This window comes from Morganella morganii H1r, from assembly GCF_000633515.1.
Taxonomy (GTDB): domain Bacteria; phylum Pseudomonadota; class Gammaproteobacteria; order Enterobacterales; family Enterobacteriaceae; genus Morganella; species Morganella morganii_B.
Map to the genome: position 1 here is coordinate 160,295 of NZ_AYMP01000010.1, position 24,891 is coordinate 185,185.

Consider the following 24,891-nt stretch of genomic DNA (forward strand, 5'->3'; position numbering starts at 1 on the left):
AAGAAGACGGAGAGAGGGGGGTCTTAGATTTTACCGACCAGGTCCAGTGACGGAGACAGAGTCGCCTCACCTTCTTTCCATTTTGCAGGGCAGACTTCACCCGGATGGCTGGCAACATACTGAGCCGCTTTCACTTTACGCAGCAGGTCAGATGCGTCACGGCCGATACCTTCAGCAGTGATTTCAATCGCCTGGATGATACCCTGCGGGTCAACAACGAACGTACCGCGGTCAGCCAGACCTTCCAGTTCACGCATGTTTTCGAAGTTACGGGTCAGTGCGCCGGTCGGGTCACCGATCATTGCATAGTTGATTTTGCCGATAGTTTCTGAGCTGCTGTGCCATGCTTTGTGAGTGAAATGGGTGTCAGTGGAGACAGAGTAGATATCCACGCCCATTTTCTGAAATTCGTCGTAATGGTCAGCCAGGTCGCCTAACTCAGTCGGGCAGACAAAGGTGAAGTCAGCAGGATAAAAGAAGAAAATGCTCCATTTGCCTTCGGTGTCTTTTTCGGTGACTTCAACGAATTCACCGTTTTTGAATGCCATGTTTTTGAAAGGTTTGATTGGGGTATTAATTAAAGACATAGATGATTCCTCCTGTTTCGTTGAACACAACAATACGGAAAGCTGCGCGGGGAAGCCAATGGCTTGCTGCTATCGATGTGATAGGTTTTATCTAACAATGGATTTATTTTAATAGTTTACGGTACAAAAACGGCAGATATTGCGCACGGACAATAAGATCGCATTCCTGTTTGAAAATGCCTTCAATCAGGGGGATGATTGTTAAGATATGTATGAATAAAGATGAACAAAAAATTAGTGGCGTGATGACGTTTCAGCTTTCATTTTAAGGTCGCTGTGTTTATTATGCCCTCTTCTTTTTTTGACGGCGTAACTGGTTTTGGGCATTGGCCATAAGTAGACCAATCTGCTTTAACAGTCTTTTTTCAGTTACGGTTCTATCTGCATGACCTCCGGGATAGAGTGAATAGCATAAATGACTGAGACAACCTCTCTGACACCACTTGTCACCCTGAAAGGGCTGAGCAAAAGCTTTGATGACAAGAACATTATTAAGCATTTAGACCTCACAATTAATCATGGTGAGTTCGTCACCATTCTGGGCCCGTCCGGGTGCGGTAAAACCACGGTTTTACGGTTAATCGCCGGGCTTGAGGATGCGGATGAAGGCACCATTATGCTCGGCGACCAGGATATCACCCATATTCCTGCCGAACAGCGCCATATCAACACGGTTTTCCAGAGCTACGCTCTGTTTCCGCACATGACGGTCTTTGAAAACGTTGCGTTCGGGCTGCGTATGCAGAAAACCCCGGAAAATGAAATTACACAGCGTGTGGAAGAAGCACTGAAAATGGTGCAGCTGGCGGATTTTGCCGGGCGCAAACCGGGCCACCTTTCCGGCGGACAGCAGCAGCGTGTTGCCATTGCCCGTGCGGTGGTGAATAAGCCGGAAGTGCTGCTGCTGGATGAATCCCTCTCCGCGCTCGATTACAAGCTGCGCAAACAGATGCAGAGTGAACTGAAAGCTCTTCAGCGTCAGCTGGGGATCACCTTTGTGTTTGTCACCCACGACCAGGAAGAGGCGCTGACCATGTCTGATCGTATCGTTGTGATGCGTGACGGCAGGATTGAGCAGGACGGTACCCCGCGTGAAATCTACGAGGAGCCGAAAAACCTGTTTGTGGCGCAGTTTATCGGTGAGATCAATATCTTTGATGCGGATGTTCTGCACCGAATCGATGAACAGCGGATCCGCGCAAATGTTGAAGGGCACGAGTGTGATATTTACACCACACTGGATGTCACGCCGGGGCAGAGAGTCCATGTGCTGCTGCGTCCGGAAGATCTGCGCGTTGAAGAGATCCATGATAATGAGCCGATTGCCGGGCTTATCGGTTATGTCCGTGAGCGCAACTATAAAGGCATGACGCTGGACTCCGAAGTGGAGATGGAAAACGGCAAACGGGTGATGGTCAGTGAGTTCTTTAATGAGGATGATCCGGATGTGGATCACTCACTGAATCAGAAAATTGCCGTGACATGGGTTGAAAGCTGGGAGGTGGTGCTGGGCGATGAAAATGACACGTAAACCATTCCAGACTATCGTGATCACGGGGATTGTCGCCTGGTTACTGCTGTTTGTTTTCCTGCCCAATCTGATGATCATCGGCACCAGTTTCCTGACACGCAATGACGCGAATCTGGTCGATATGGTCTTTACCCTCGACAATTACCGCCGCTTATTTGACCCGATGTATGCACAGGTGATGCTGCACTCGTTTAATATGGCGGTGATTGCCACGGTTTGCTGCCTGCTGATCGGCTATCCGTTTGCGGCGTTTATTGCAAGGATGCCGCAGAAGTATCGTCCGCTGATGTTATTCCTGCTGATAGTCCCGTTCTGGACAAACTCTCTTATCCGTATTTACGGGCTGAAAATTTTCCTCAGTACACGCGGCTATCTGAATGAGTTTTTATTATGGACAGGACTTATCGATAAACCCTTTAAGCTGATGTATACCTCTGAAGCAGTGGTGCTCGGGCTTATCTATATTTTGCTGCCGTTTATGGTGATGCCGCTTTATTCCGCGATTGAAAAGCTCGATAAATCCTTACTGGAGGCGGCACGCGATCTGGGGGCGAATAAAGTTCAGACCTTCTTCCGCATTATTCTGCCGCTGACCATGCCGGGCATTATCGCCGGTTGTCTGCTGGTGCTGCTGCCGGCGATGGGGCTGTTCTATGTGGCGGATCTGATGGGAGGGGCGAAAAACCTGCTGATTGGTAACGTGATAAAAAGTCAGTTCCTGAACATCCGTGACTGGCCGTTTGGTGCGGCAACCAGTATCTTCCTGACCGCAGCAATGGGGCTGCTGCTGTATGTTTATTACCGTGCGGCGAAAATGTTGAATAAGAACGGTGAACTGGAATGATAGGACGCCTGTTACGCGGTGGTTTTATGACCATCATCTATGCTTATTTATACATCCCGATCGTTATCCTGATTGTGAACTCCTTTAACTCATCCCGTTTCGGGATCAACTGGCAGGGATTCACGACTGACTGGTACAGCACGCTGATCAATAATGACAGCCTGCTGCAGGCGGCAGGTCATTCACTGACGATGGCAATTCTGTCTGCCACATTCGCCACGGTTATCGGTTCACTGACAGCGGTGGCACTGTACCGCTACCGGTTCAAAGGAAAACCCTTTGTCGGCGGTATGCTGTTTGTGGTGATGATGTCGCCGGATATCGTGATGGCAATTTCCCTGCTGGTACTGTTTATGATCCTCGGGGTGTCGCTCGGTTTCTGGTCATTACTGTTCTCGCACATTACCTTCTGCCTGCCGTTTGTCGTGGTCACGGTCTATTCGCGGCTGAAAGATTTTGACGTAAAAATGCTGGAAGCGGCACGGGATCTGGGTGCCGGAGAATTCACCATTCTGCGCAAGATTATTCTGCCGCTGGCGTTACCGGCGGTGATTGCGGGCTGGCTGCTGAGCTTTACCCTGTCGATGGATGACGTGGTGGTTTCCTCATTTGTTACCGGGCCGGGCTATGAAATTTTGCCGCTGAAAATCTACTCAATGGTAAAAGTCGGGGTTTCGCCGGAAGTGAATGCGCTGGCCACGATTTTAATGGCACTTTCGCTGTTTATGGTCATCATCAGTCAGCTTGTGCTGCGTGACCGCTCACACAAACAGCAGTAACGGTTCTGTTACCGGCGCGGTCTTCAGCGGATCCGCCGGTTTATTATGTGAATAATCCCGCATTGCAGCAGAATTTTCAATTCTGTTACCGTTTTATGACGTAATCGTTGCTTTACCCCCCGCTTTTCCGCTTTTATAATTGCTCTGCTTAATTAACAAAGGGGGCGTTACCGCCTGTGATATTCACTGATTAACCCGGGTTGAGGGAAACACTGAAATGAAAAAGTGGTCCTTGCTGCTTGGTGCCGGTATTCTGGCAGCAGGCTTGAGTTCAGCATCAGCAGATGACAGTAAAACACTCTATTTCTATAACTGGACGGAATATGTTCCGCCGGGGTTATTAGAGCAGTTTACCAAAGAGACCGGAATCAAGGTGATTTACTCCACCTATGAATCCAACGAAAGCATGTACACCAAACTGAAGACTTACAAAGACGGGGCTTATGACCTGGTGGTGCCTTCAACCTATTTTGTCGCCAAAATGCGTCATGAAGGAATGCTGCAGAAGATCGATAAATCAAAGCTGAGTCACTTTGATAACCTGGATCCGAATCTGCTGCACAAACCGTTTGATCCGGAAAACGATTACTCGATCCCCTATATCTGGGGGGCGACTGCTATCGGGATTAACGGTGATGAGGTAGACCCGTCATCTGTGACTTCCTGGGCGGATCTGTGGAAGCCTGAGTACAAAAACAGTCTGCTGATGACCGATGATGCCCGCGAAGTATTCCAGATTGCCCTGAGCAAACTGGGTTATTCCGCAAATACCACTAATCCGGCAGAAATTGAGCAGGCTTATAAAGAGCTGCAAAAATTGCGACCGAATATTTTAGCGTTTAACTCCGATAACCCGGCAAACCCGTTTATGGAAGGGGAAGTCAATGTCGGGATGATCTGGAACGGCTCTGCTTATGTGGCACGTCAGTCCGGCCTGAATATTGATGTTGTCTGGCCTGAGGAGGGGGGGATCTTCTGGATGGACAGCCTGGCTATTCCGGCTAACGCTAAAAATCCGGAAGGCGCACATAAGCTGATTGATTTCCTGCTGCGTCCGGAAATTGCGGCACAGGTCGCACAGACTATCGGGTATCCGACCCCGAATCTGGCGGCGAAAAAACGGCTCCCGGCAGAGATTGTCAATGACAAATCACTTTATCCGGATGAGGAAACCATCCGTAAAGGGCAATGGCAGGATGATGTGGGTGACACCAGTGTACTCTATGAAAACTATTATCAGAAGCTGAAAGCCGGCCGTTGATTTCACTCTCCGTTTGAAAAAGCACCCCTGAGGTGCTTTTTTTATGTCTGTAATAAAGTGACATAACCTGAATAATTTCATTGCAAATAATATATAAGCAGGTGAGCAGAAATATTTTTAATTATTAAACAGAAGCTGAATCAATAATCTGTTTTATAAAAAAACGGTAAATGATACCAGTCACAAGGTGAATTTAATGCTGTCTCAGAGGGTTGTTTTATATCAATAATCATCTAATTTATTGATATATAATAGATAATTATACGTATTCCGGCGTAAATGAAAAGTGATATGCAAAGCGATAAATAAAAAATTACAAATACAACAAGTAAGTTACAAAAAAATACAATTAGACTGCAATATCATGCTGGATATCTTTTTTTGTTAAGAATAAAAACTTGAAATTAAAGTGAAATATTCATAATGCAGCATTAAACACTCACTCACTGTGAATGTCAGATTTTAATATTTTTTTCTCGGGGCAGCATAACACGTGTCTATCTAAAAATAATTAGATGATTATAATTACGAAAGTGACACAAGTAGTGTGTAAATAGGTAACTATATATACCATTATTTGTTACTGGTTTTTTCAATCAACTCATCCTGCGGATAGCTTACCAGCTGGTTTTTGAGCTTTTTCTAACCGTTGTGTTGTTTTTTTAGACGGTGAAGTGATTGAAATGTGACCGTTGCCACTTAATTGATGTAAAGCGATGAAAAATATTTTGTTACGTGTGATCTATTTCACTTTTTATGTAGTCAGATCAAAGAATCATGGTTAGTGGATGGATTAGGATATAATCAGACATCCTGATTTACATTCTCTCATTATTTCGGCTGATGCTACGGATAGCATAAAAAAAGCAGGGCGACGAATTAATCGCAAAATGACTAAGTGATATTACTGAAAATATAACTTATCTTTATGTGACTAGTTAGTAATCCCGGTCTTATTTTGCTTAGGGAATAGTCTTAAATACGCAGAGTGATTTTAAATTTTGATATCGTGATAAAGATTCTCACGTTTTTCTGTGGCGCTTAATTTTTTAATTGGTTAAATAGATAAACCTGGTTGGTTAAGCACTTCATCAAAATTCAGATAAATCTGTTTATATCTGACAGATATAATTAAATTTCTTTGAAGTGTGATATCGATATTGAACTGAATTTAAATATTACGCCATAATTAAAACGAAATTATTCATCATTTTAGTATTTCGCGAGAAATACTTTGTTCTTATTTAAAGTTTTTATACATAAAAAATATAGCTTTTAAGTAAACCTACTTAATTGAATTCACGACTTATAGAGAAAATAGGTAGACATTATGGAAACTTCCGACTTTTATGCAGTCTTAGGCCACAGAATCCAATCAAGACGTAAAGAACTCGGGATTGTTACGGTTAAATTAGCGCAAAAACTGAATATCAGTCAGCAACAGTTTAACCGTTATGAGCGCGGTGTCAGTAAAATCAGTCTGCATCATCTTATTGAATTATCTGAATTATTAGATGCGCCGGTCGAATGGTTCCTCAGCGGCAGAGCTGAAGCATCAGAACATCCGCATGAGCCGCATATTCAGATGCGTTCAAATCAGTTCAGAGCAGAAACGGTATTACTGAACGGTAAACAATTTATTTAAATCAGGATATTGTTTCTGCTGTTATCAATTTTGATACAACAGGCATTATCAGCTAAACGCAGTAAGCCAGTCATCTTTTTTATTATTCTGGTCAAAATCAGCGGAAAGTACATCCGGTGCTAATCCCAGCTGTTTTTGATTTGCCATTTTAAGAAGATATTGTTGGTAAAAGGCATGATAGTTAACAATGTCACCGCCAACCTGGCTTACTGATTTGCATATTTCCGTATCAGAATATTCCGGATTTTTTGTTAATTTATTTTCAACGGTAATTAATAACGTTATTTTTTCTTTTATATTATTACCGGTATTATATCCATCTGTTCCCACTAACTTGAGCCCGTGATAAATATCTTCCTTTTTATTGAAATTACTGATAAGCCAGTCATGCAATCGTTTGGCTTTTTCATGATTTTCGCCGGTCTGAATATCCGGCTTTCCGGTGATACTGTCTATTTTCATATTTATTATCCTTTTTTGTATAATGATAAATAGCTGCCGGAGATACCCGCCGGGCTGTCCGGAACAATACAGCTATTTATTTGTGTGACTTTTTCACGGGCAAACGTTTCCGGTGTCAGAAAAAGTAATTTTTTCCCGGTACGTAATATGATGTTACGGCTGAAATGAAAAGATACCGGTACAGTGAAATCCGGATACTCCGTCATTCCCTTTTTAAGTTCAGCCGGCAGAATTAATTCACATTCACACTCCGCAGCAAACTGTTCAGCCAGTTGGTGAATCAGCTGAAAACGTATTCCGGTATCATCAAAAAATGCGGTCAGTTCTTTTTCCAGGTCGTCAATTGCCACGGTGAGGTTCTGATGGATCACCGATTTATACTCATTTATCACCCGTACCATTTCAGGCAGAGCCTGTGTCAGCCCCTGCTGAAAACCGGCATCAAAGCCTGTTTTGCGATGCTGTTCTGCTTTGTTTTCAGCCTGTTTTATCAGGCGGGCAGCATGATGGTTTGCCTGCCTGGTCAGATTACTGAGACGGCAAAGTGCAGAGACGTGGCGGCGTTTAATCAGTACGCCGTGTTTAACATGTAACAGCAGAGGATCAGGCAGTGAACGGCACATAATGTAATACCAGAGGTAAAAGGGAATCGGGCAGGTGCGGCAGACGGATTTCTGCCGGTGACAGGGACGCATCCGTCATCAGCTGAAAGCGGGCCGCCAGCGCGGGGGAAAAACCGGATAATAATTGCGTCATGGCAACCTGGCCGGGCAGTACCGCCGGGATATCTGGCTGTGCCTGAGCTTGCGGCCATGCCGGTAGCGGTAGTGCCGGGATCAGGGATAAAAATGCCTGTTGTGACAGATCCGGTACAACGCCACCCGGAAGGTCATAAGCGTGACGGATAAAGCTGTCAAGGAAGTGACAGACTACCGGCAGTTGGCTCCAGTGACGCAGCAGCGGGATTGTCAGCGGAGAAAAGAGATCAAAATCCCGCTCACACGGCAGCCGGTAGTGATCAATAATGGCCGCATTATACATTCTGCGGTATGACACTGATTGTGCTGCCGGCGACAACCCGGCAAATAAGCGGCTGCTGTGCAGATAATCCGCAGGCTGGTACATTACCCGGGCGACGGCACCTTGTATATCAAACCGGTTATTCATGGCGTTTTGACCTTCTTCCGCATCAGAAATGCCCGTAATTGCACGCGCCGGACATAACCGGCCGCAGCCAGTATTAAACCGGCGGGAAACAGCAGAAAAAACGGGGACAGACCTGTGTTTTCCGGTTGCGGCGGCAGGTCAATAACCGGTTTTCCGGGATACAGGAGTACCGAAACAGTTTCTTCCGTCAGTCCGTTAAAGGCGTTCATCACAAATGTCTGAATATCCTGAGTGAACTGTGTTTCATCCTCAATCCCGGAGTGGTAAATCAGCACCGAGGCGCGGGGTGTTTCCGGCTGTTTACGGGGGCTTCCCGGCCCGGACAGCGGATAACTGAGATGAACACGGGCCCCGGTAACCGCATCAAATGACAGCAGCGACTGCTCCAGCCGCTGTTCAATGGCCGAAATCAGACGGGCTTTTTCTGATTGCGGAGACGCAATCAGTGAATCTGACGGGAAGATCCCGGCTATCTCAATTCGTTCATCAGTCGGCAAATGGTATTCCTGCAAAATATGAATGGCGTGACGGCTCTGCTCTTCCGGCACGGAAATGGCAAACAAACCTTTTCCCTGCGGCGTTTTCACTGCCTGAATCTGATGTTTATGCAGCGCGGCCAGCACTTCATTAGACTGACGCTGATTCAGTGATGACAGAATCGTTCCTTCTTTGCAGCCGCTGAGCAGCAGGCTTATCCCGCCTATCAGTAATATAAACAGTATATTGCGCATCACTGACCCTTAATCACCGTATCGGCGGCATTCAGGGTCAGATGCAGCATACGGGAATAAAAGCTGATCTCCGTATGCCATTTGGCCATCACGGCCTGGTTTTCCAGCATCATCATGACATCACTGGTCTCTGTGGCGGCGTTCTCCGTGCTCAGTGCCTGTGTTTTCCGGCGCAGGTCTTTTTTTGCGGTTCCCGGTAATATCAAATTCTGATGAGCTGACTGCTCGCGGCCATTGAGATCAGCCAGTAATTCAGTGATCCCGGTGATCGTTGTGACAGGTAAAGTCCGGTTAAATGATGACATCATAAAATCCTTTTTATGGTGAATGACAGGCGGCTGACCTGTCATTTTTACGTCATAAATCAGCGCATATTGCCGATCGGTGTTGAGAGGTTTTCTTTATGCTGGCGGATCATTGCTGAAAGTACCGAGCACTTAATATTCAGTGATGATGAACAGGCCTGTAACATCGCCATATCGTAGGCATTGGCGGTATCTTTATCGTGTGACTGTAAATTATCCATCAGCTTATTCAGTTTTTCATTGTCTTTCTGAATCGGTGATTTGAATTGCTTCGTCAGAGAGCTAAATGTTATAGCATTACTTTTCTTTGCTACATCAGCCATAAATATCCTTATTTATTATCAGAGAGAAATTTTGTGTGGTTATCAGACAGGTGAATATAATTTACTGAGCTATATACTCCCGGATGAATGTCCCGGGGTATGCTTTCCCTGTACTGTACCAGTGTATTTCCGGGGGCTGAGAATATCGTGGTATTGATATCCTTAATAATCGTATCTGTTTCTTTGTTTCTCCTTTTATCTGCATAAATAAAAATGATATTCTCCGATTTTTTTACAGAATACCGGATTAAGTGCTGACTGAACCGGTCATTTATTAATTTAACAATATCACTGAATGATAATGTTCTGATGGTTATATCCTCCCTGAACTTATCAGGGATAGCAGCTATTTTGGGGTTAACTTTTTTAGTTTCGTTATATATATAAATAATTTCTTTTCTTTTGTTAAGGTCAGGCATGATGATAATATCATTTTTATCTATCTTTATGTCTGTTTTGTTAACTGAATAAATAGTATAGCCCGGAAGAACATTTTTTATCTTACTGATACCGTTTTCATCTGATGAGAATAAAAGAATATTATTATTTTTTATAATATATTCATTATTATTCATATGGCCATGTATAATATCTTCATGATTTATCGTATGACTGTTTTTATCTGTATCATTTTTGTTGTGCCAGGATATGAAGCCCGCTGTCAGTATGACCGATAATATCAAAGCAGAATAAAAAAAAGAACGCCGGGAAAGACTGCAGCAGCCTGTTGTTTCTTTTACTGACAGTATGTTCCCGTTCCACGTGTCATGCTGTTCTTTTATAGCGAAAAAAGGTATTCCCTGATAATAAAACGGCGCGTTATAACAGATATCCATCGTGATAACGTCGTTACTGTGTTTGATGCAGGAAACACAATAATAGTTCTCATATAATTCGATTTCGATACAGCACAGTGATGAATCCGGAACAGGGACAGGTAATGGTATCTGTACCTCATTATATTCAATGGTATCATTATTATTAATATGATATTTACCGGAAGGAAATGTTATTTCTTTTCCGGATGAATCTCCCATTGTCATTATGTTATATAATTTTTCCATTAATTATTCCAGGTGATGGATTCGTATATTCTATAGCTTTATATTATTTTGATAACCTTTTTTTTAAATAGTAGTGAGTTTTATAAAAAAATGGTAGTAAAAAATAGTGTTATATTTTAAATTCACTGATAAATTTTAGTTTGTTCAATGATTGTTTAACGTTATACACGTATCTGTTATATATTCGGATGAAAAGGATGATGTGAAATCATATGGAAAAGATGAGTCGGATATATATTTATAATGATATATATAATACAGATGGATGCAGAAAAAGTGAACGGATTGATTGCTGTTTTCCGCTGTCAAAATGTATAAAACTATTAGCTTTTATAGACTGTCATTATCATTTAACACAAAAATATAATGATGAAATTACTGATAATACAATCGGTCAGAATGATGAAGTGATTTTTTCTGTTCAGGGTGAGGCCGATAATCCGGAATACCGGGTTGTCTGTGAGATGCTGAATGAAAACAGCGAGATAAAAACATTTTTGAATTCACTGCGTCATTCCGAGCATTACTGGCTGGTAAAGCATCTGATCAGTGCGGCGGATTGTAAAAATAACAATATCCGTGATATCAGTCAGCGTTACGGGTTATCCGGCACTCACTTCAGGCGCCTGTGCCAGCGTTATATCGGTAATCAGAGCAAATACCAGCTGCGGCACTGGCGCGGTGTGGCATCGGTGCTGGATATCCTGGTAAAAGAACATTCGCTGACCCGGATCGCGGCAGATAACGGCTATTGCTCTGCATCGCATTTCTCAAATGAAATCAAAATATTATTTGGTATGTCTCCCCGGAAAATAAGGAATTTAAATCATGCGGTTAAAAAATAGCACCGGGGGACTGTTCTGCCTTTTTTTCTGCCTGTTTTCTCTGCCGGCCATGGCGGAACAAACACTGTTATACGAAAAAAAACCGCCGCGTCAGGAGCAGTATGTGGCGAAAGAAACACGGCTGGATTATTTTTTTGATGCGCTGGCAGGAAAGCTGGATGTCATGATGATTTCGTCTGATGCGGTGAAAAAGAAGAAGATCTCCGGCACTTTTGATTTATCCGACCCGCAGGCCGCATTGTCACAGATGCTGAAAACGATGGCTCTGGTGTCATACCGGGAAAACCGGACTCTCTATATTTACAGCAGCAATGAGATTGAATCTTCCATGTTGACGCTGAATACCATTACCCGCAATGAACTGACAGCTTTTCTGAAACAAACCGGGTTGTTTGACGCGCAATATCCGCTGACATCCGATCGTCAGCAGCGGATTTTATATGTCACCGCGCCTCCGCGATACCTGGCACTTATCCGTTCTGCGGTGGATGCACTCGAAGCGCAGTACAGTGTGCAGGAACAGGGTATTTCTCCGGAAGATGAGCATATTCAGCTGGTTAAGCTGGAAAACAGTTTTGTACAGGACAGGGAAATAACGTCGCGGGGGAAAAGTCTGGTATTGCCGGGTGTGGCATCTGCATTACGGGAATTACTGGATTCCGGATCCGCAGCCAAAACCGGTCTGATGCCGCAGGATACGGAACAGGAAGAGGCTCTGCCTGCCGAAACCGTCTGGCTGGGCGGGGAGCGGGTGCGGATTGTGCCGTTGCAGGGGGAAAACAGCCTGCTGTTAAAAGGGAACCGCAATGCCCTGCATTTAATCAATCAGCTGATAAAACAACTGGATGTCACGAAGCCGCAGATTGAATTATCACTGTGGATTATTGATGTGTCAAAAAATGAGGCTGATCAGCTGGGTATCAACTGGCAGGCGGATTACGGCACGGGAAACATGAAAGTGGCCTTTAATCTCAGTGAGCTTAATCAGTTCACTGGTTTTTCATTTTTCAGCAAAATCAGAGCATTATCTGCGAAAGGGCAGGCCAATATGGTGTCCCGGCCGATTATCCTGACCCAAGATAACACACCGGCGATTTTTGACAATAACACCACGTTTTACAGTAAGTTACAGGGGGAACGCACATCATCTCTGGAAAGCATCACCTACGGCACAAAAGTGAATGTGACGCCGCGGATTGCCAATCAGCGGAAATCCGTGGAGATGATTATCGAGCTTGAAGACGGCGCACAGAAAAAGGATGCTGACGGAACAGGCGGAGAAGATGCTTTGCCGGTGATTAATCGTACCAATATCAGCACGATAGCCAGAGTCGCACAGGGCAATACCCTGCTGATTGGCGGCTACACGCGGGAAAATAGCCATCGCCATAATGACAAAATTCCGCTGCTGGGTGATATCCCGCTGGCAGGCCGGTTGTTTCAGTTTGAATCAGTGAAGACAGAAAAAATGGTCCGGCTTTTTTTATTGCAGCCCCGTATTCTGCAACAGGATTTTTTCAGCGATACAGAAATTACCGGGCATATTCCGTTTAATAATGAGAATAAACAAGGTATTAAGATGATGCAGAAACTGAAGCAGGGCTATTGATATGATCAATAGCTTACCCGGCGCAGCGGCGTTCCGTCCGTCGGCGGCACCACAAAAACAGGCGGGTGATGTGGCGGCGGAGCAGCGCCCGGCAGAAAACCAGACGGAAAATCACGCCGAGCAGCTGATGGATATGATGGATGATATGGCGATGGTGCTGTCACAGTTTAACCGGCGGCAGTACGGAAAAGATGAAAATATCAGTCAGTTACCGGCATCAGAGCAGAAGAGCAGTACGGAGGGCGCAGAGACAAAACTGGATCGGGTCGTGAAGTGGTTTGCGGCTTGCGGACGTTCTGTCCGTGAGTTTCTCGATTATGTGCGCAACCTGTTTCCGGATCCCAGTGATTATGTCATGGCGCTGCGTTCCCTGTTGCGCAAGCTGCCGTTTTCGGCGGAAGAAGCCGCTGAGATTGATGCGGAAATTGAGCAGTTACTTTACGGTGAGTTTGCGCAGGAAACACGGGCCGGAATCAATATCGCGCTGAAAATCCGCCTGCATGCACCGGTGACACAACTGGATTGCGCGCAGCTGAGAATGGTATACCGCAGTTACATCAGCTGGAAATTCGATATTTTGTATCTGTGGAAAGTGTGGCTGGAACAGTACCGGAAAAGCCGGGTCAGAAGCCTGCTGAATTATGTCCGCGACTCGCTGGTGTGTGATATGGCGGCCGCGTTGCCCAGTTGCAGCCATCACAGTGAATTCGGGGAACTGACCACCCGTCTGCATACCCTGAATCAGCTTATTTCCCTGAATGATATGTTTCATCAGAAAATTTCTTCTCTGAAGTGTACAGAGCCGGTACTGGCGGATGAGCCCCGGCTGAACCAGTTACTGATTTCCGGGCTCGGTGACGCGGAGGCATTTCAGACGGAAACAGAATCGTTGCTGGCGGCGGCAGAAGATGACAAAAACAGGCCGCTTATTTTACAGCGCCTGATTGTGATTTTTGGTGAGATACCGGATGTCCTTTTTCTGCAGGAAGCAGGGAAAGAGCAGGTGGTTTCTTTTCTGAAAGCCCTTATGAGCAGAACTATTAATATCTTATAACTTTCACCGGCAATGGATTGCTATGCTGACAACTTTTATCAATGCAGTGAAAAGCAGGCCGGAGATCGCGGTATTGCTGATTATGGTCATGGTGATTGCCATGCTGATCATTCCGCTGCCGAAAATGCTGGTCGATTTTCTCATCGGGCTGAACATCGTGATTTCTATCCTGATGTTACTGCTCTCTTTTTATATCACCCGGATTCTGGGATTTACCTCTTTTCCGGCACTTTTGCTGATCACCACCCTGTTCCGGCTGGCATTATCTATCAGCACCAGCCGCCTGATCCTGCTGGATGCGGATGCCGGAGATATTATTCAGTCATTTGGTGAATTTGTTATCGGCGAAAATATTGTGGTGGGTTTTGTTATCTTCGCCATTGTCACGGTGGTGCAGTTTATTGTTATCACCAAGGGTTCGGAGCGGGTGGCGGAAGTGGCGGCGCGTTTCTCCCTTGATGGTATGCCCGGCAAGCAGATGAGTATTGATGCCGATCTGAAATCCGGCCTGATTGATAACGAAGAAGTGCGTAAACGCCGTAAAGAGCTGGAGCAGGAGAGCCAGATGTACGGCGCGTTTGACGGTGCGATGAAGTTTATTAAAGGGGATGCGATCGCCGGTATTGTCATCATTTTTGTGAATTTTGCCGGCGGAATCGGTATCGGTGTGGCGCAAATGTCGATGCCGTTCAGCGAGGCGCTCAGCACTTACACGCTGCTGACTATCGGGGATGGCCTGGTGGCGCAGATCCCGGCACTGCTGATTGCTATCAGCGCAGGGTTTATTGTCACCCGGGTCAGCGGTACCAATCAGAATTTAGGGGCCAATATTGTCAGGGAGTTGTTTTCCCATGATTTTACCCTGATAGTCACCGCAATACTGGCGCTGTGTATGGGGATGCTGCCGGGGTTTCCGGCGGGTATTTTCGGCCTGCTGGCGGCCGGACTGATGCTGTTTTATGGTATGCGCCTCAGACAAAATAAGCCGAAGCAGGCATCTGATCCGGCAAAAAACCGCTCTGACAGCGGTTCTCCGGCCGCAATATCTGCATCATCTGCGGGGGATTTTGCGCCACGCGGACTGACGGCGGAAAATAACGAAGCCATTCCGCTTATTATCACACTTCATCACCGTTATCAGGCGCTGTTTGAAAAACAAAACATGACAGCCTGGCTGCAGGAGGAATTTGCCTTCCGCTACGGTTTCTTTTTACCCGCTGTCATTATCAATTACAGCCGCGAAATACCGGAACATAAAGCGGTGGTGTTAATCAATGAGATTCAGTCCGGGGTCATTTACAGCTATCCGGATCGCTGCCGGATCATTGAAATCAATGATGCCCTTGATGCACTGAATATTGAATCTGAGAGTATTGATCAGGAAAGCGGGGAGAAAACGATCTGGACGGATAAAAAACACGGGGAAGCCTGCCGGGCCGCAGGCATGGAGACAGAACACGGTATTACGGTATTTTTCAGCGAATTCAGCCGGATAATGACACAGAATATTCAGGAACTCCTGGGTATTCAGGAAACCAAAACACTGCTGGATAATGTGGAGAATAAATATCCGGAACTGCTGAAAGAGTGTTACCGCTATTTGTCTGTCCAGCGTGTTGCTGATGTCTTTCAGCGGCTTATTGCCGAGCAGATATCTGTCCGTAATATCAAAATCATTCTCGGCGCGCTGGTGCAGTGGGGGCAGAAAGAAAAAGATCCGCTGGTACTGGTTGAGCATGTCCGCAGCCAGCTTGCCCGTTATATTTCAGCACATTTTGCCTGTAATCAGGTATTGCAGGCGGTCGTGTTGTCAAACCCTCTGGAAGAGATGATACGTCAGGGGATCCGCCAGTCAGCGGGCGGCACATTTATTAATCTCGAACCGGCACAGCTGGATCATTTTTATGATGCGCTGGCGCTGGTGATGATACCGCTGCGCCACCGGCGGGATATCGTGTTACTGACGGCAATGGATGTCCGTCGTTTTGTCCGGAAACTGACCGAAATGCACTATCCGGGAATGGCGGTACTGTCATTCTCTGAAATTGTGCCGTCGGCGCAGGTGTCGGTTATTGATTCTGTTTAATGTCATAAAAAGGAAGCTGAAGATGGATCTTGCAACACTGGTAACAGAAGGAATGAAACTGATCGGACGCGGGGATTTGGTGCCGGAAGGCAGTTCTCTCGATAATCACTCAACAATCTCATTATCACTGGGTGAACAGCAGGTGATCCATATTGCGGTAGCGGATGAATCTCCGGTTATCTGGGCGCCGCTGCCTGCGGATTTACCGGCATTATTGCCGGAGGTAAAAGGCGGATTGCTGGATATTCTGACAGAACAACCGGCAGCACTGTTTTATCCCGGCTTACCGGCACTGCGCCAGACGGATAACGGCGCTGAGCTGGTCGGGTGCTTCAGTCACAGTGCCGTGAGTGATACGGAATCTTTTGTACAGGCGCTTGATCAGTTTGTCCGTCTCAGTCAGCAGTGTTACACGCTGATCCTCAGAGGCTGATCATGCTGGATGCACTGCTCAGTCAGCGGGCATTTCCGGTGCATATCCGCGGGTATTACCTGGAAGCACCGCTGCCGGATGTTTTTATCGGGGAAATTTGCCTGTTATGGCAGGATGTTACCTGTTGCGTCCTGCTCGGCCGGGCTCAGGTGGTGGGGTTTAATGAACACAATACCCTGCTGAGCCTTATCGGACAGGCTGCGGGACTGACGCTGTCAACGGTTATTGCGCCGACCGGTCGTGCGGTGACGCTGACATTCACACCGCAGATCCCGGGCTCGGTGATTGATCCGTCCGGTAATACGCTGGCCCGTCTGAGTGAGATAACAGAGCCGGATAACCGGGCGATCACCCGCCCTGTCTGCGGAGAGGCGCCGGATGTACTCTCCCGGCAGCGTATCACGGAAATTCTGCCGACCGGTGTGAAAGCCATTGATGCCCTGCTGACCTGCGGAAAAGGTCAGCGGCTGGGTATTTTTGCCGGAGCGGGCTGTGGTAAAACGGTGCTGATGAATATGCTGATTGCGCATGCGCAGGCGGATATTTTTGTGATAGCGCTGATTGGTGAGCGCGGCCGGGAAGTGACGGAACTGATTGATGAACTGCGCAACAGCCCGCAGGCCGCTAAGTGTATCCTGGTCTGCTCCACCTCTGATAAACCGGCGGTTGATCGCTGTAATGCGGCACTGGTGGCAACGTCACTGGCGGAATATTACCGTGATGAAAGGAAAGAGGTGGTGCTGTTTGTTGACTCTCTGACCCGCTACGGGCGGGCGCTGAGGGATGTGGCGCTCAGTGCCGGGGAAGTTCCTGTCCGGCTGGGGTATCCGGCATCGGTATTTGAGCAGTTACCGGCACTGCTGGAGCGCCCCGGAGCCACAAAAAGCGGGGTGATTACGGCTTTTTATACGGTGCTGCTTGACAGTGAAAATGAGCCGGACGGCTTCGGTGATGAAGTCCGTTCCATTCTCGACGGGCATATTTATCTCTCCCGGCGGCTGGCGATGCAGAATCACTATCCGGCGATCGATATCCCGGCCAGTATCAGCCGTGTGATGTCACAGATTGTTTCACCGCAGCATCTGGCAGCCGCCGGGCGTTTCCGGACACGGCTGGCGAAACAGAATGAACTGAAACTGCTGGTGGAGCTCGGGGAATATAAACCCGGGCTGAATGCGGAGAGTGATAAAGCGGTTGAGCTGACGCTGCCGATGCGCCATTTTTTATGTCAGTCACCGGCGGAATCTGTTGCACCGGATGAGACAGGCAGGTTACTTGAACAGCTCACGCAATGAATTACAGCAACTGATCGCGCACTTCAGCCTGAAAGAGCGTTGTGTACAGGCAGCACTGGCACAACTGCATCAGCGCTACCGGCAGGAGCAGGAAAATAAAGAAAAACTGCTGTTGTTAATCAAAGGATTAGAGCAGCAAATTCATGAATTTGAGTGCAGCGGATTATTATCTTATATCGCGTTGAATGAACGCCGGCGTAAACAGGCAATATACCGTAAACAAATCCCGGATATCCGTATCCGGGTCGATGAATCATCCCTTTTGCTGGCACAAATCTCAGATGATATCGATGAGAGTAATAAAACGATAAACAATCTGAAGAAGAAAATTATTAAGTTTGAACAATACAGTGAGCAATAAATTAATATTATAAATATAAGCGGGAAGCCATGGTGAATATTGAATGTTATTACAGTGAGTCTGAATCCGGTTTTTGTGGGGAGATGGTTAATAAACAGGTGAACGATTTATTGTCAGTGATGATAAAAAGAAAAGAGAAAAGGTGGTGCGATAATGATATTACGGTAATCAGCCCATCCATTCAATATTATAATGATAAATATTATGATGGCAATATATTATATCTTCTTCCGAAGATAAAAAGCCGTGATTATCATTGTCGTGACAGGCATGATGTTATTCTGACTTTGATGTCATCAACGGAAACGATAAAAAATACAACCCGGCAGAATACTATTCCCGGATATATTTTATGTGAAAATCCGGCAGATGAACGCCCTGATGCGCATCCTGAGAATATGACTTCTGAAAGCATGGCAGCAGACAGGATAACGGTGGAACCCCTCCCGGAGGCAGAATACCCCCCGGAGACAGAAAACATGCCAACAGCCGATATGACGCCGATATTGCCGGAATTTCCGGTTTTACGGCCCTCCTGGGCCACACCGGAGAAAAAGAGTCTCACGTTACGGTATTATGAGCAGGAGAAGGGAGCGCAGGAAAAAACCGCTCAGGTTGTCTGCTATACCGGAAAAAATCAGGCTGTCTCTGAAAGCGGCAGACCTGATTATTATTGTTCTTATCATTTCAGACAGAAATATCAGTCGCCTGAACCGGGACTTATTTACCGGGAAAAACCGGGGCGGTTTAAACTGGAAATTGCGTCAGAACCGCTTAACCGTCGACTGAAAACGATAAACGCGATAAATGAAATTGATGGTGTTGATATAGTATAAACGGAAAAAAATAAATGTATTATGATGCATGCCAGGCAATGGATTATCTGAGTTGTTACCTTCCGGAAAAAAAAGAGATTAATGCGCGTGTCATTCATTGTCATCTGATTAATACACAGAATACATTGGATGTTTTAATTGATGTTAAATCATTTCTTCATTATCTGATCGGGGAAAATACCATTCCGTGGGAAATTATTCCGGAACATTATTTGTCTGAACTGATTAATGAACATAAAAAAGCGATCAGACTGCCTTTTTTCTCACCGGAATGTTATTTCCCTGAACTCAGTACCGTCATTCCTGCGTCGAATATTACACGCAGGCTTGCATTCAGCGGGGACGGCATTGATTTCTGTCTGATCGGGGCAAAAGGCCGGTTTGATATTACCGGCATGCCGCTGACAGCGGATTTTTCTGTTCCGGTGAATGCAGGTATTTATATCGGTTCAACCCCGGCATTTACCGGTGTGATTCAGCAAATCAATGAAGGCGATATCCTTTTCATTACACAAAACCAGCAATTTCTGAGAGCAGGAGGCTATTTTCAGATGACACTGAAACAGGAGCAGGACGAAACGGTTATCACTGAATGCGGGATTGTTCCGGAAGCGCCGGTAACCCCGCCGGAAGCCACCGTTTTTGATGGCCGGAGAGTGCCGGTTCAGGTGGATTTTCTGCGGTACCGCAGGGTATTTCCGTTATCGGAACTGATGGCATTACAACCGGGAGATAAACTGCCGCTGCCAGCGGCGGATAATCACCTGATCACACTGGAAATCAGCGGTCAGCGTTTTGCGCAGGGAGAACTGGTGCGTATCGGGGAACAATACGCTGTGGAAATTCATCATATTTTTCATAAGGGCGGATGATGACTGACAGTGCTGTTTCAATGATGCTGATGCTGGCCGCAGCATCCGTTCTGCCCTTTATCCTGGCGGCCGGAACCTGTTACCTCAAATTTTCCATTGTCTTTGTGATGGTGCGCAATGCCCTGGGGGTTCAGCAGGTGCCGTCAAATATGGTACTCAACGCGGTTGCGTTTATTCTGGCGATGGTGGTGATGTTCCCTCTGATCAGTAAAACCTATGCATATGTTGCTGAAAATCCGGTGGAATTATCCCGGCAGGAATCAGTATCGCGTTTTGCGGATGAAGGGTTGCAGGATTACCGGGATTATCTGTTCCGTTATGCGGATAAACCTCTGCTGTATTTTTTTGCGCAAACCGGCGTTGATGAGGATACCGACCCGGAACTGACTGATGCCCGTGATATCGCATTTTTCCCTTTGCTGGCGGCCTATGCGCTGGGGGAAATTAAATCCGCTTTTTTGATCAGCTTCTACCTCTATCTGCCGTTTATCGTGATCGATCTCGTGGTGTCCAGTGTTCTGCTGGCGCTGGGCATGATGATGATGAGCCCGGTGACGCTTTCGGTGCCGATCAAGCTGATCTTATTTATTGCCCTGGATGGCTGGTCGCTGTTATCCACCAGTCTGGTGTCTCAGTACCTCGACCTTATGGATATATAATATGGATGTTATTTATGCGGCAGATAAAGGGATTTATCTGGTGATTATGTTATCGCTGCTGCCGGTGAGTGTGGCCACCGTGGTCGGGCTGACTGTCGGTCTTCTGCAGACAGTCACACAGATCCAGGAGCAGACATTGCCTTTCGGGCTGAAGCTGATTGCTGTGTTTGTCTGTATCTTAATGCAGCTGACCTGGCTGGGGGATTCAATGCTCAGTTATGCCCGCGAAATGTTCTCACTGGCGCTCAGCGCAACGGCGGCAGGTTAATCCCCGGTGCCGTTATTCTCCTGGGCTCATGATCTGTTTCAGGGCGCGCTGCTCAGCAGTGTGCGGTTATTTACGGCGTTCGCTTTTCTGCCGTTTCTGAATGATAAATTTATCCTCAGCCGCACTACGCGGGGCATTATCGTTTTTCTCACGGCACTTTGCCTCAGCGGAAATGGGAACGGCCCGGCGGCCGAATTTTCGGTGGTCAGCATACTGAGTGAAATTATTACCGGCACGGTGATGGGGCTGGTTTACAGTACACCGTTTTTTATTTTTGCCGCCTTCGGTGAATATATTGATAACCAGCGTGGTGCGAATATCAGTGATACCGCTGACCCGACAACCGGCACGGACGCATCACCATTTTTCACTTTTATGAACCTGTTTTCGGTCTCTTTTTTTCTGCTCAATGACGGCCTGGTATTACTGATGACGTCTGTTCAGCACAGTTTCCGGTTGTTACCACCCGGTACATTACTGACGGGGATCCATTATGCGCCGCTGTTTGACTGGCTGGTAAACAGCCTGTCGCTCTCTTTGCTGTTTTGTATGCCGGTACTGATTATCTTATTTGTTTCTGAAGTCAGTCTGGGCATTCTGGCGTTATATAACTCCCAGCTCAATCCGTTTTCTTTGTCACTTTCAATAAAAAGTATTATCGCCTTTCTGCTGGCACTGCTGCTGTTTTGCAGCACAACGGTAACGGATGTCACGCTGCTGTTTGATACGTCCCCTGTGACGCAATTTCTGAGGGGAAACGATGGCTGAAAAAACGGAAAAACCCACCAGTAAAAAACTGAAGGACGAATCCAAAAAAGGGAATGCGTTCAAGTATAAAGAATTACTTTCCACAACCGGCTATGCGGCCGGTATCGCGTATCTGCTTTATGTCGCCGACTGGGCCGCATTCTCCCGTTTTTATCAGACGGTATTACGCAACGTGAATCATCTGTCTCTTTCTGTATACATACAGATGTTATCGGATATTCTTTTTCAGATGGTGTTACCGCTGATTATATTATGCGGAGTGAGTGTCAGCTTTGTCTCTCTGATGCAGACCCGCTTTGCCGTTGCCACCGAAGCGATTAAATTTGATTTAAAGAAAATTGATCCGATTGCCGGGTTTAAACGGATTTTCACCAAAAAATCGCTGAAAAACCTGGTCAAAGCACTGATCTCACTGATTGTGTATTTAGCGGCAGGCTATGTGTTTATATCACTGTATACCGGTGATATTTATCAGCTAATCCGGGCGCCTTTTTCTGAAGCCGGTAACGGTTTTTTGTATTTCACCGGCCGCTATATCTTTATTTTTATTCTGCTTCTTGTGCCATTGCTGGTGATTGATTACATCATTGAATATTTTTTCTTTTTTAATGACATGAAGATGGAAAAGCATGAAGTTAAACAGGAGCATAAAAACAGTGAAGGTAATCAGGAGATAAAATCTGCCCGTAAGCAGCAGCACCGGGAATTGCTGAATGCGGAAACCAAAGCACTGATAAAAAACTCGGATGTCGTGGTGGTTAATCCGACCCATATTGCTGTCGCTATCTACCTCGATCCGGAAAATGGCGTGATGCCGCTGATTACCGTGAAAGAGAAAGGGGCATATGCACTGGCGGTTCGCTGTTACGCCGAAAAACACAAGGTGCCGGTTGCCCGGGATATCCGCCTGGCGCGGACGTTATTCCGGAAATACCATGTCTTTGACACCATTATTGATGATGATCTGGATAAGTTTCTCGATCTCTTACTGTGGCTGAATGACGCAGAGCAGGCCGCACTCGCTGATACTGATCTGCACCAAATGCATCAGCAGGGTGACTGAGGCGCATTTTATGAAAGTGATTATCAGGACAATAAGATAGTATTGCCTGACTTGATAATCGGATATTATTAAGGAGTGTTGTTATGGATGACAATATTAATTCAGATATAAAATCGTTAGTAGAGCAAATTTTTTCTCATCTGGAAAACGGGACAGTATTAAAGATGTTTTCACCAGAGGAACCCCGTGATTTTAGTGGTGTATATTCATTAGCCTGTGATTATTACAGCAAAGGTTTAATAGATCAGGCCGAAAAAATTTTCCGGTCATTATGTTTATATGATTTTAATAATATTAATTATTTACTCGGTCTGGCAGCCGTAAAGCAGGTTCAGAAGCAATATCAGAAAGCTATCAATCTCTATTCACTGGCGGTCAGCCTGGATAAAAATAATGCATCGGTCTATTTTTATCTCGGGCAATGCTATCTTTTCTCCGGAGATCATAAAACCGCGTTTGAACATTTTCAATGTTGTCTTTCCATGAACTGTACTGAAAGTGAAAGAAAGTTTATATCCGGCTATATGGATAATTCAGAAGGTAAATAATGACTATTAGTATTATAAATGCAGGTATCAGGAGTGGTACGTCGTCGGATAGTGAACAAAATAATGCATTATCTGACGACTATCAGTCACTCAAAAAAATACATGAAGTATTATCCCGCCATGGTGAAATCAGCGGCAGAAAAAAACAACTTCATGTTGATTGGTTTAACAGAATAATAAACAGTAATATTGTTATACGGAAAATAAGAAATGAACCGGAAAAACACCGTGATTTTATCCTGATGTCAGAGAGTATCACCGGAATTCTCAATGGAGAAAATAACGGAAATACATGTCAGCTGTATATGAATACGGAGAGCGGGCATTTTTTTCCCCTTTATGCTGATCTGGAAAAAATATTCTCTGTTTTGAATGATAAAAAAACAACTGAAAATCAGGCATTGGATGAAATAAAGTGTTTTCAGAAAATCACTGCTGAACACCGCGGAATAAATGCTGAGACATCCGAAGGTAAGATACTGCTGAATACAATGCAGGACGTCAGCGGGGATATTGACGAATACATTATGAAGCGGGATATGATTTCATTTGGTTATTTTTCAGAAAGAATGAATGTTGCCTCTAAGTACAGCTATAATATTAATGTTAAGTATTACCGCGACGTCATGCAGAAATACACTAAATTCTATGAAGAATTAGCAAAAAAACTAAGTTCATATGGTGAATTTATGGATGGAACTGAGGATGACGGAAAAAAAGTCAGGATAAAACAGCACCGTTTCTATCAGGATCTCCAGGATATACTTTCTGGTTATTTTCCGGTTACCGGTAATATTGAAAATAATAAGGGAAAAAGTTGTTCATTGTATAAAGGTAAGTTTGAAATAATTATAGGTAAAGATAAAAATGATTGCAGTATCTATATAGATGATACATTGATTGATGCGGGTGTCAGTTATGATGATGCCTATAATAAAATGACGTTTTTTCTGTCATCCTATAAAAGAGCGGCAATAGGAACACAGATAATAAAAAAAATTAAAGCTGATGAAAATAAACAGACAGGTAAACCGGAAAAAATAACAGTAACGGCAGATGTTATTGTGCATCCCGGGGCATTAATGCGTTGGCTTGAGATAAGTTTTGATGATGATCATGTTTCTAAGATAAATAAATTTTCTGAAAAATCAATGTCTCTACTTGAAAACTTTGACGGTATTAACTGTTATGACATTAATAAAAATAATAAAGATGAAGAGAGCGAGATAACCCTGACATATACAAAGGCAATGAATAACAGCTACATGGCAAAAAATAAAGACCATGTTGATGCTATCCGGGTTGTCATTAACAACAAGCTTAATTCTTACAATACCATTATAGATGGTATTAAAAAAGAGTTGCAAATGACGCTGGATGAGTATTCTCAACGTTATAATACCATTAATAGTAATTACGATAATATGCTCAGAACGATCACGACGATGATTAATGAATTAGCTCAGGAACTAAAGGGCTTTTTGCGTTTTTAAGG

General features: G+C 45.4%; 28 protein-coding genes. 20 read left to right on the forward strand and 8 right to left on the reverse strand.

Annotation, left to right across the window (positions count from 1 at the left end; all coding sequences use genetic code 11):
• Positions 1-23: 23 nt before the first annotated feature.
• Positions 24-587, reverse strand: a complete 564-nt coding sequence (gene ahpC / locus U868_RS0105905; RefSeq protein ID WP_025152478.1) for an alkyl hydroperoxide reductase subunit C — start codon at positions 585-587, stop codon at positions 24-26.
• 415 nt (positions 588-1,002) lie between these two features.
• Between ahpC and potA the strand changes: the two genes are divergently transcribed.
• The 5 genes from potA to U868_RS24430 all read left to right on the forward strand — a co-directional run bounded on the left by potA (position 1,003) and on the right by U868_RS24430 (position 6,647).
• Positions 1,003-2,118: a spermidine/putrescine ABC transporter ATP-binding protein PotA gene (potA, locus tag U868_RS0105910; protein WP_025152479.1), complete on the forward strand. Its 1,116-nt coding sequence runs from the start codon at positions 1,003-1,005 to the stop codon at positions 2,116-2,118.
• On the forward strand, positions 2,102-2,962 hold the full coding sequence (gene potB, locus U868_RS0105915; protein WP_025152480.1) for a spermidine/putrescine ABC transporter permease PotB: 861 nt from the start codon (positions 2,102-2,104) through the stop codon (positions 2,960-2,962). Before potA ends, potB begins: the two co-directional genes overlap by 17 nt.
• Entirely contained in the window at positions 2,959-3,741 is a 783-nt protein-coding gene (potC, locus tag U868_RS0105920) for a spermidine/putrescine ABC transporter permease PotC (RefSeq protein ID WP_025152481.1), read from the forward strand. The genes potB and potC overlap by 4 nt, the downstream gene beginning before the upstream one ends.
• Before the next feature lie 217 nt (positions 3,742-3,958).
• Positions 3,959-5,002, forward strand: a complete 1,044-nt coding sequence (potD, locus tag U868_RS0105930; RefSeq protein WP_025152482.1) for a spermidine/putrescine ABC transporter substrate-binding protein PotD — start codon at positions 3,959-3,961, stop codon at positions 5,000-5,002.
• A gap of 1,330 nt (positions 5,003-6,332) precedes the next feature.
• Complete coding sequence (locus tag U868_RS24430) at positions 6,333-6,647, forward strand: helix-turn-helix domain-containing protein (protein WP_025152483.1); 315 nt, start codon at positions 6,333-6,335, stop codon at positions 6,645-6,647.
• 48 nt (positions 6,648-6,695) lie between these two features.
• Here the strand turns inward: U868_RS24430 and U868_RS0105940 are convergent, their stop codons facing one another.
• From U868_RS0105940 to U868_RS0105970, 7 genes are read right to left on the reverse strand one after another with little or no spacing between them, the layout of a single operon-like run.
• A complete protein-coding gene (locus U868_RS0105940) occupies positions 6,696-7,109 on the reverse strand; it encodes a hypothetical protein (protein WP_025152484.1) in 414 nt (137 codons plus the stop codon).
• Positions 7,110-7,114: 5 nt separating this feature from the next.
• Positions 7,115-7,732, reverse strand: coding sequence for a hypothetical protein (locus U868_RS0105945; protein WP_025152485.1), 618 nt, complete (start codon positions 7,730-7,732; stop codon positions 7,115-7,117).
• Entirely contained in the window at positions 7,713-8,276 is a 564-nt protein-coding gene (locus tag U868_RS0105950) for a hypothetical protein (RefSeq protein ID WP_025152486.1), read from the reverse strand. The genes U868_RS0105945 and U868_RS0105950 overlap by 20 nt, the downstream gene beginning before the upstream one ends.
• On the reverse strand, positions 8,273-9,007 hold the full coding sequence (gene sctJ / locus U868_RS23470; protein WP_025152487.1) for a type III secretion system inner membrane ring lipoprotein SctJ: 735 nt from the start codon (positions 9,005-9,007) through the stop codon (positions 8,273-8,275). The genes U868_RS0105950 and sctJ overlap by 4 nt, the downstream gene beginning before the upstream one ends.
• Positions 9,007-9,315 carry a hypothetical protein gene (locus U868_RS0105960; RefSeq protein WP_240182668.1) on the reverse strand — a complete coding sequence of 103 codons (309 nt, stop codon included), beginning with the start codon at positions 9,313-9,315 and terminating at the stop codon, positions 9,007-9,009. Before U868_RS0105960 ends, sctJ begins: the two co-directional genes overlap by 1 nt.
• Positions 9,316-9,371: 56 nt before the next feature.
• A complete protein-coding gene (locus U868_RS0105965) occupies positions 9,372-9,635 on the reverse strand; it encodes a hypothetical protein (RefSeq protein ID WP_025152489.1) in 264 nt (87 codons plus the stop codon).
• Positions 9,636-9,643: 8 nt separating this feature from the next.
• Positions 9,644-10,699 (reverse strand): hypothetical protein, encoded by a 1,056-nt coding sequence (locus U868_RS0105970; RefSeq protein ID WP_025152490.1) that lies wholly within the window; start codon positions 10,697-10,699, stop codon positions 9,644-9,646.
• Between the two features lie 407 nt (positions 10,700-11,106).
• Between U868_RS0105970 and U868_RS0105975 the strand changes: the two genes are divergently transcribed.
• From U868_RS0105975 to U868_RS0106045, 15 genes are all read left to right on the forward strand, one after another.
• On the forward strand, positions 11,107-11,544 hold the full coding sequence (locus U868_RS0105975; protein WP_240182669.1) for a helix-turn-helix domain-containing protein: 438 nt from the start codon (positions 11,107-11,109) through the stop codon (positions 11,542-11,544).
• Positions 11,528-13,153, forward strand: coding sequence for a type III secretion system outer membrane ring subunit SctC (sctC, locus tag U868_RS0105980; RefSeq protein ID WP_025152492.1), 1,626 nt, complete (start codon positions 11,528-11,530; stop codon positions 13,151-13,153). Before U868_RS0105975 ends, sctC begins: the two co-directional genes overlap by 17 nt.
• Position 13,154: 1 nt before the next feature.
• Entirely contained in the window at positions 13,155-14,207 is a 1,053-nt protein-coding gene (gene sctW, locus U868_RS0105985; protein WP_025152493.1) for a type III secretion system gatekeeper subunit SctW, read from the forward strand.
• A 22-nt stretch (positions 14,208-14,229) separates the two neighbouring features.
• On the forward strand, positions 14,230-16,293 hold the full coding sequence (locus U868_RS0105990; protein WP_025152494.1) for an EscV/YscV/HrcV family type III secretion system export apparatus protein: 2,064 nt from the start codon (positions 14,230-14,232) through the stop codon (positions 16,291-16,293).
• Positions 16,294-16,315: 22 nt separating this feature from the next.
• The gene (locus tag U868_RS0105995; protein ID WP_025152495.1) at positions 16,316-16,726 is read left to right on the forward strand and encodes a type III secretion system protein BsaR; all 411 of its coding nucleotides are present in this window, start codon (positions 16,316-16,318) and stop codon (positions 16,724-16,726) included.
• 2 nt (positions 16,727-16,728) lie between these two features.
• Entirely contained in the window at positions 16,729-18,021 is a 1,293-nt protein-coding gene (gene sctN, locus U868_RS0106000) for a type III secretion system ATPase SctN (RefSeq protein WP_029990761.1), read from the forward strand.
• Positions 18,002-18,382 carry a hypothetical protein gene (locus U868_RS0106005; RefSeq protein ID WP_240182670.1) on the forward strand — a complete coding sequence of 127 codons (381 nt, stop codon included), beginning with the start codon at positions 18,002-18,004 and terminating at the stop codon, positions 18,380-18,382. Before sctN ends, U868_RS0106005 begins: the two co-directional genes overlap by 20 nt.
• 29 nt (positions 18,383-18,411) lie before the next feature.
• Entirely contained in the window at positions 18,412-19,218 is an 807-nt protein-coding gene (locus U868_RS0106010) for a hypothetical protein (protein WP_025152498.1), read from the forward strand.
• A 14-nt stretch (positions 19,219-19,232) separates the two neighbouring features.
• Entirely contained in the window at positions 19,233-20,090 is an 858-nt protein-coding gene (locus U868_RS0106015; protein ID WP_025152499.1) for a FliM/FliN family flagellar motor switch protein, read from the forward strand.
• Positions 20,087-20,749, forward strand: coding sequence for an EscR/YscR/HrcR family type III secretion system export apparatus protein (locus tag U868_RS0106020; RefSeq protein WP_115660419.1), 663 nt, complete (start codon positions 20,087-20,089; stop codon positions 20,747-20,749). The genes U868_RS0106015 and U868_RS0106020 overlap by 4 nt, the downstream gene beginning before the upstream one ends.
• A 1-nt stretch (position 20,750) precedes the next feature.
• Complete coding sequence (gene sctS / locus U868_RS0106025; protein ID WP_025152501.1) at positions 20,751-21,017, forward strand: type III secretion system export apparatus subunit SctS; 267 nt, start codon at positions 20,751-20,753, stop codon at positions 21,015-21,017.
• Positions 21,018-21,023: 6 nt separating this feature from the next.
• Entirely contained in the window at positions 21,024-21,785 is a 762-nt protein-coding gene (locus U868_RS0106030) for an EscT/YscT/HrcT family type III secretion system export apparatus protein (protein WP_025152502.1), read from the forward strand.
• Complete coding sequence (locus U868_RS0106035) at positions 21,778-22,848, forward strand: EscU/YscU/HrcU family type III secretion system export apparatus switch protein (protein ID WP_025152503.1); 1,071 nt, start codon at positions 21,778-21,780, stop codon at positions 22,846-22,848. Before U868_RS0106030 ends, U868_RS0106035 begins: the two co-directional genes overlap by 8 nt.
• A gap of 83 nt (positions 22,849-22,931) precedes the next feature.
• Positions 22,932-23,396 carry a tetratricopeptide repeat protein gene (locus tag U868_RS23475; protein ID WP_025152504.1) on the forward strand — a complete coding sequence of 155 codons (465 nt, stop codon included), beginning with the start codon at positions 22,932-22,934 and terminating at the stop codon, positions 23,394-23,396.
• Positions 23,396-24,889, forward strand: a complete 1,494-nt coding sequence (locus U868_RS0106045; protein ID WP_025152505.1) for a hypothetical protein — start codon at positions 23,396-23,398, stop codon at positions 24,887-24,889. Before U868_RS23475 ends, U868_RS0106045 begins: the two co-directional genes overlap by 1 nt.
• Positions 24,890-24,891: the final 2 nt, after the last annotated feature.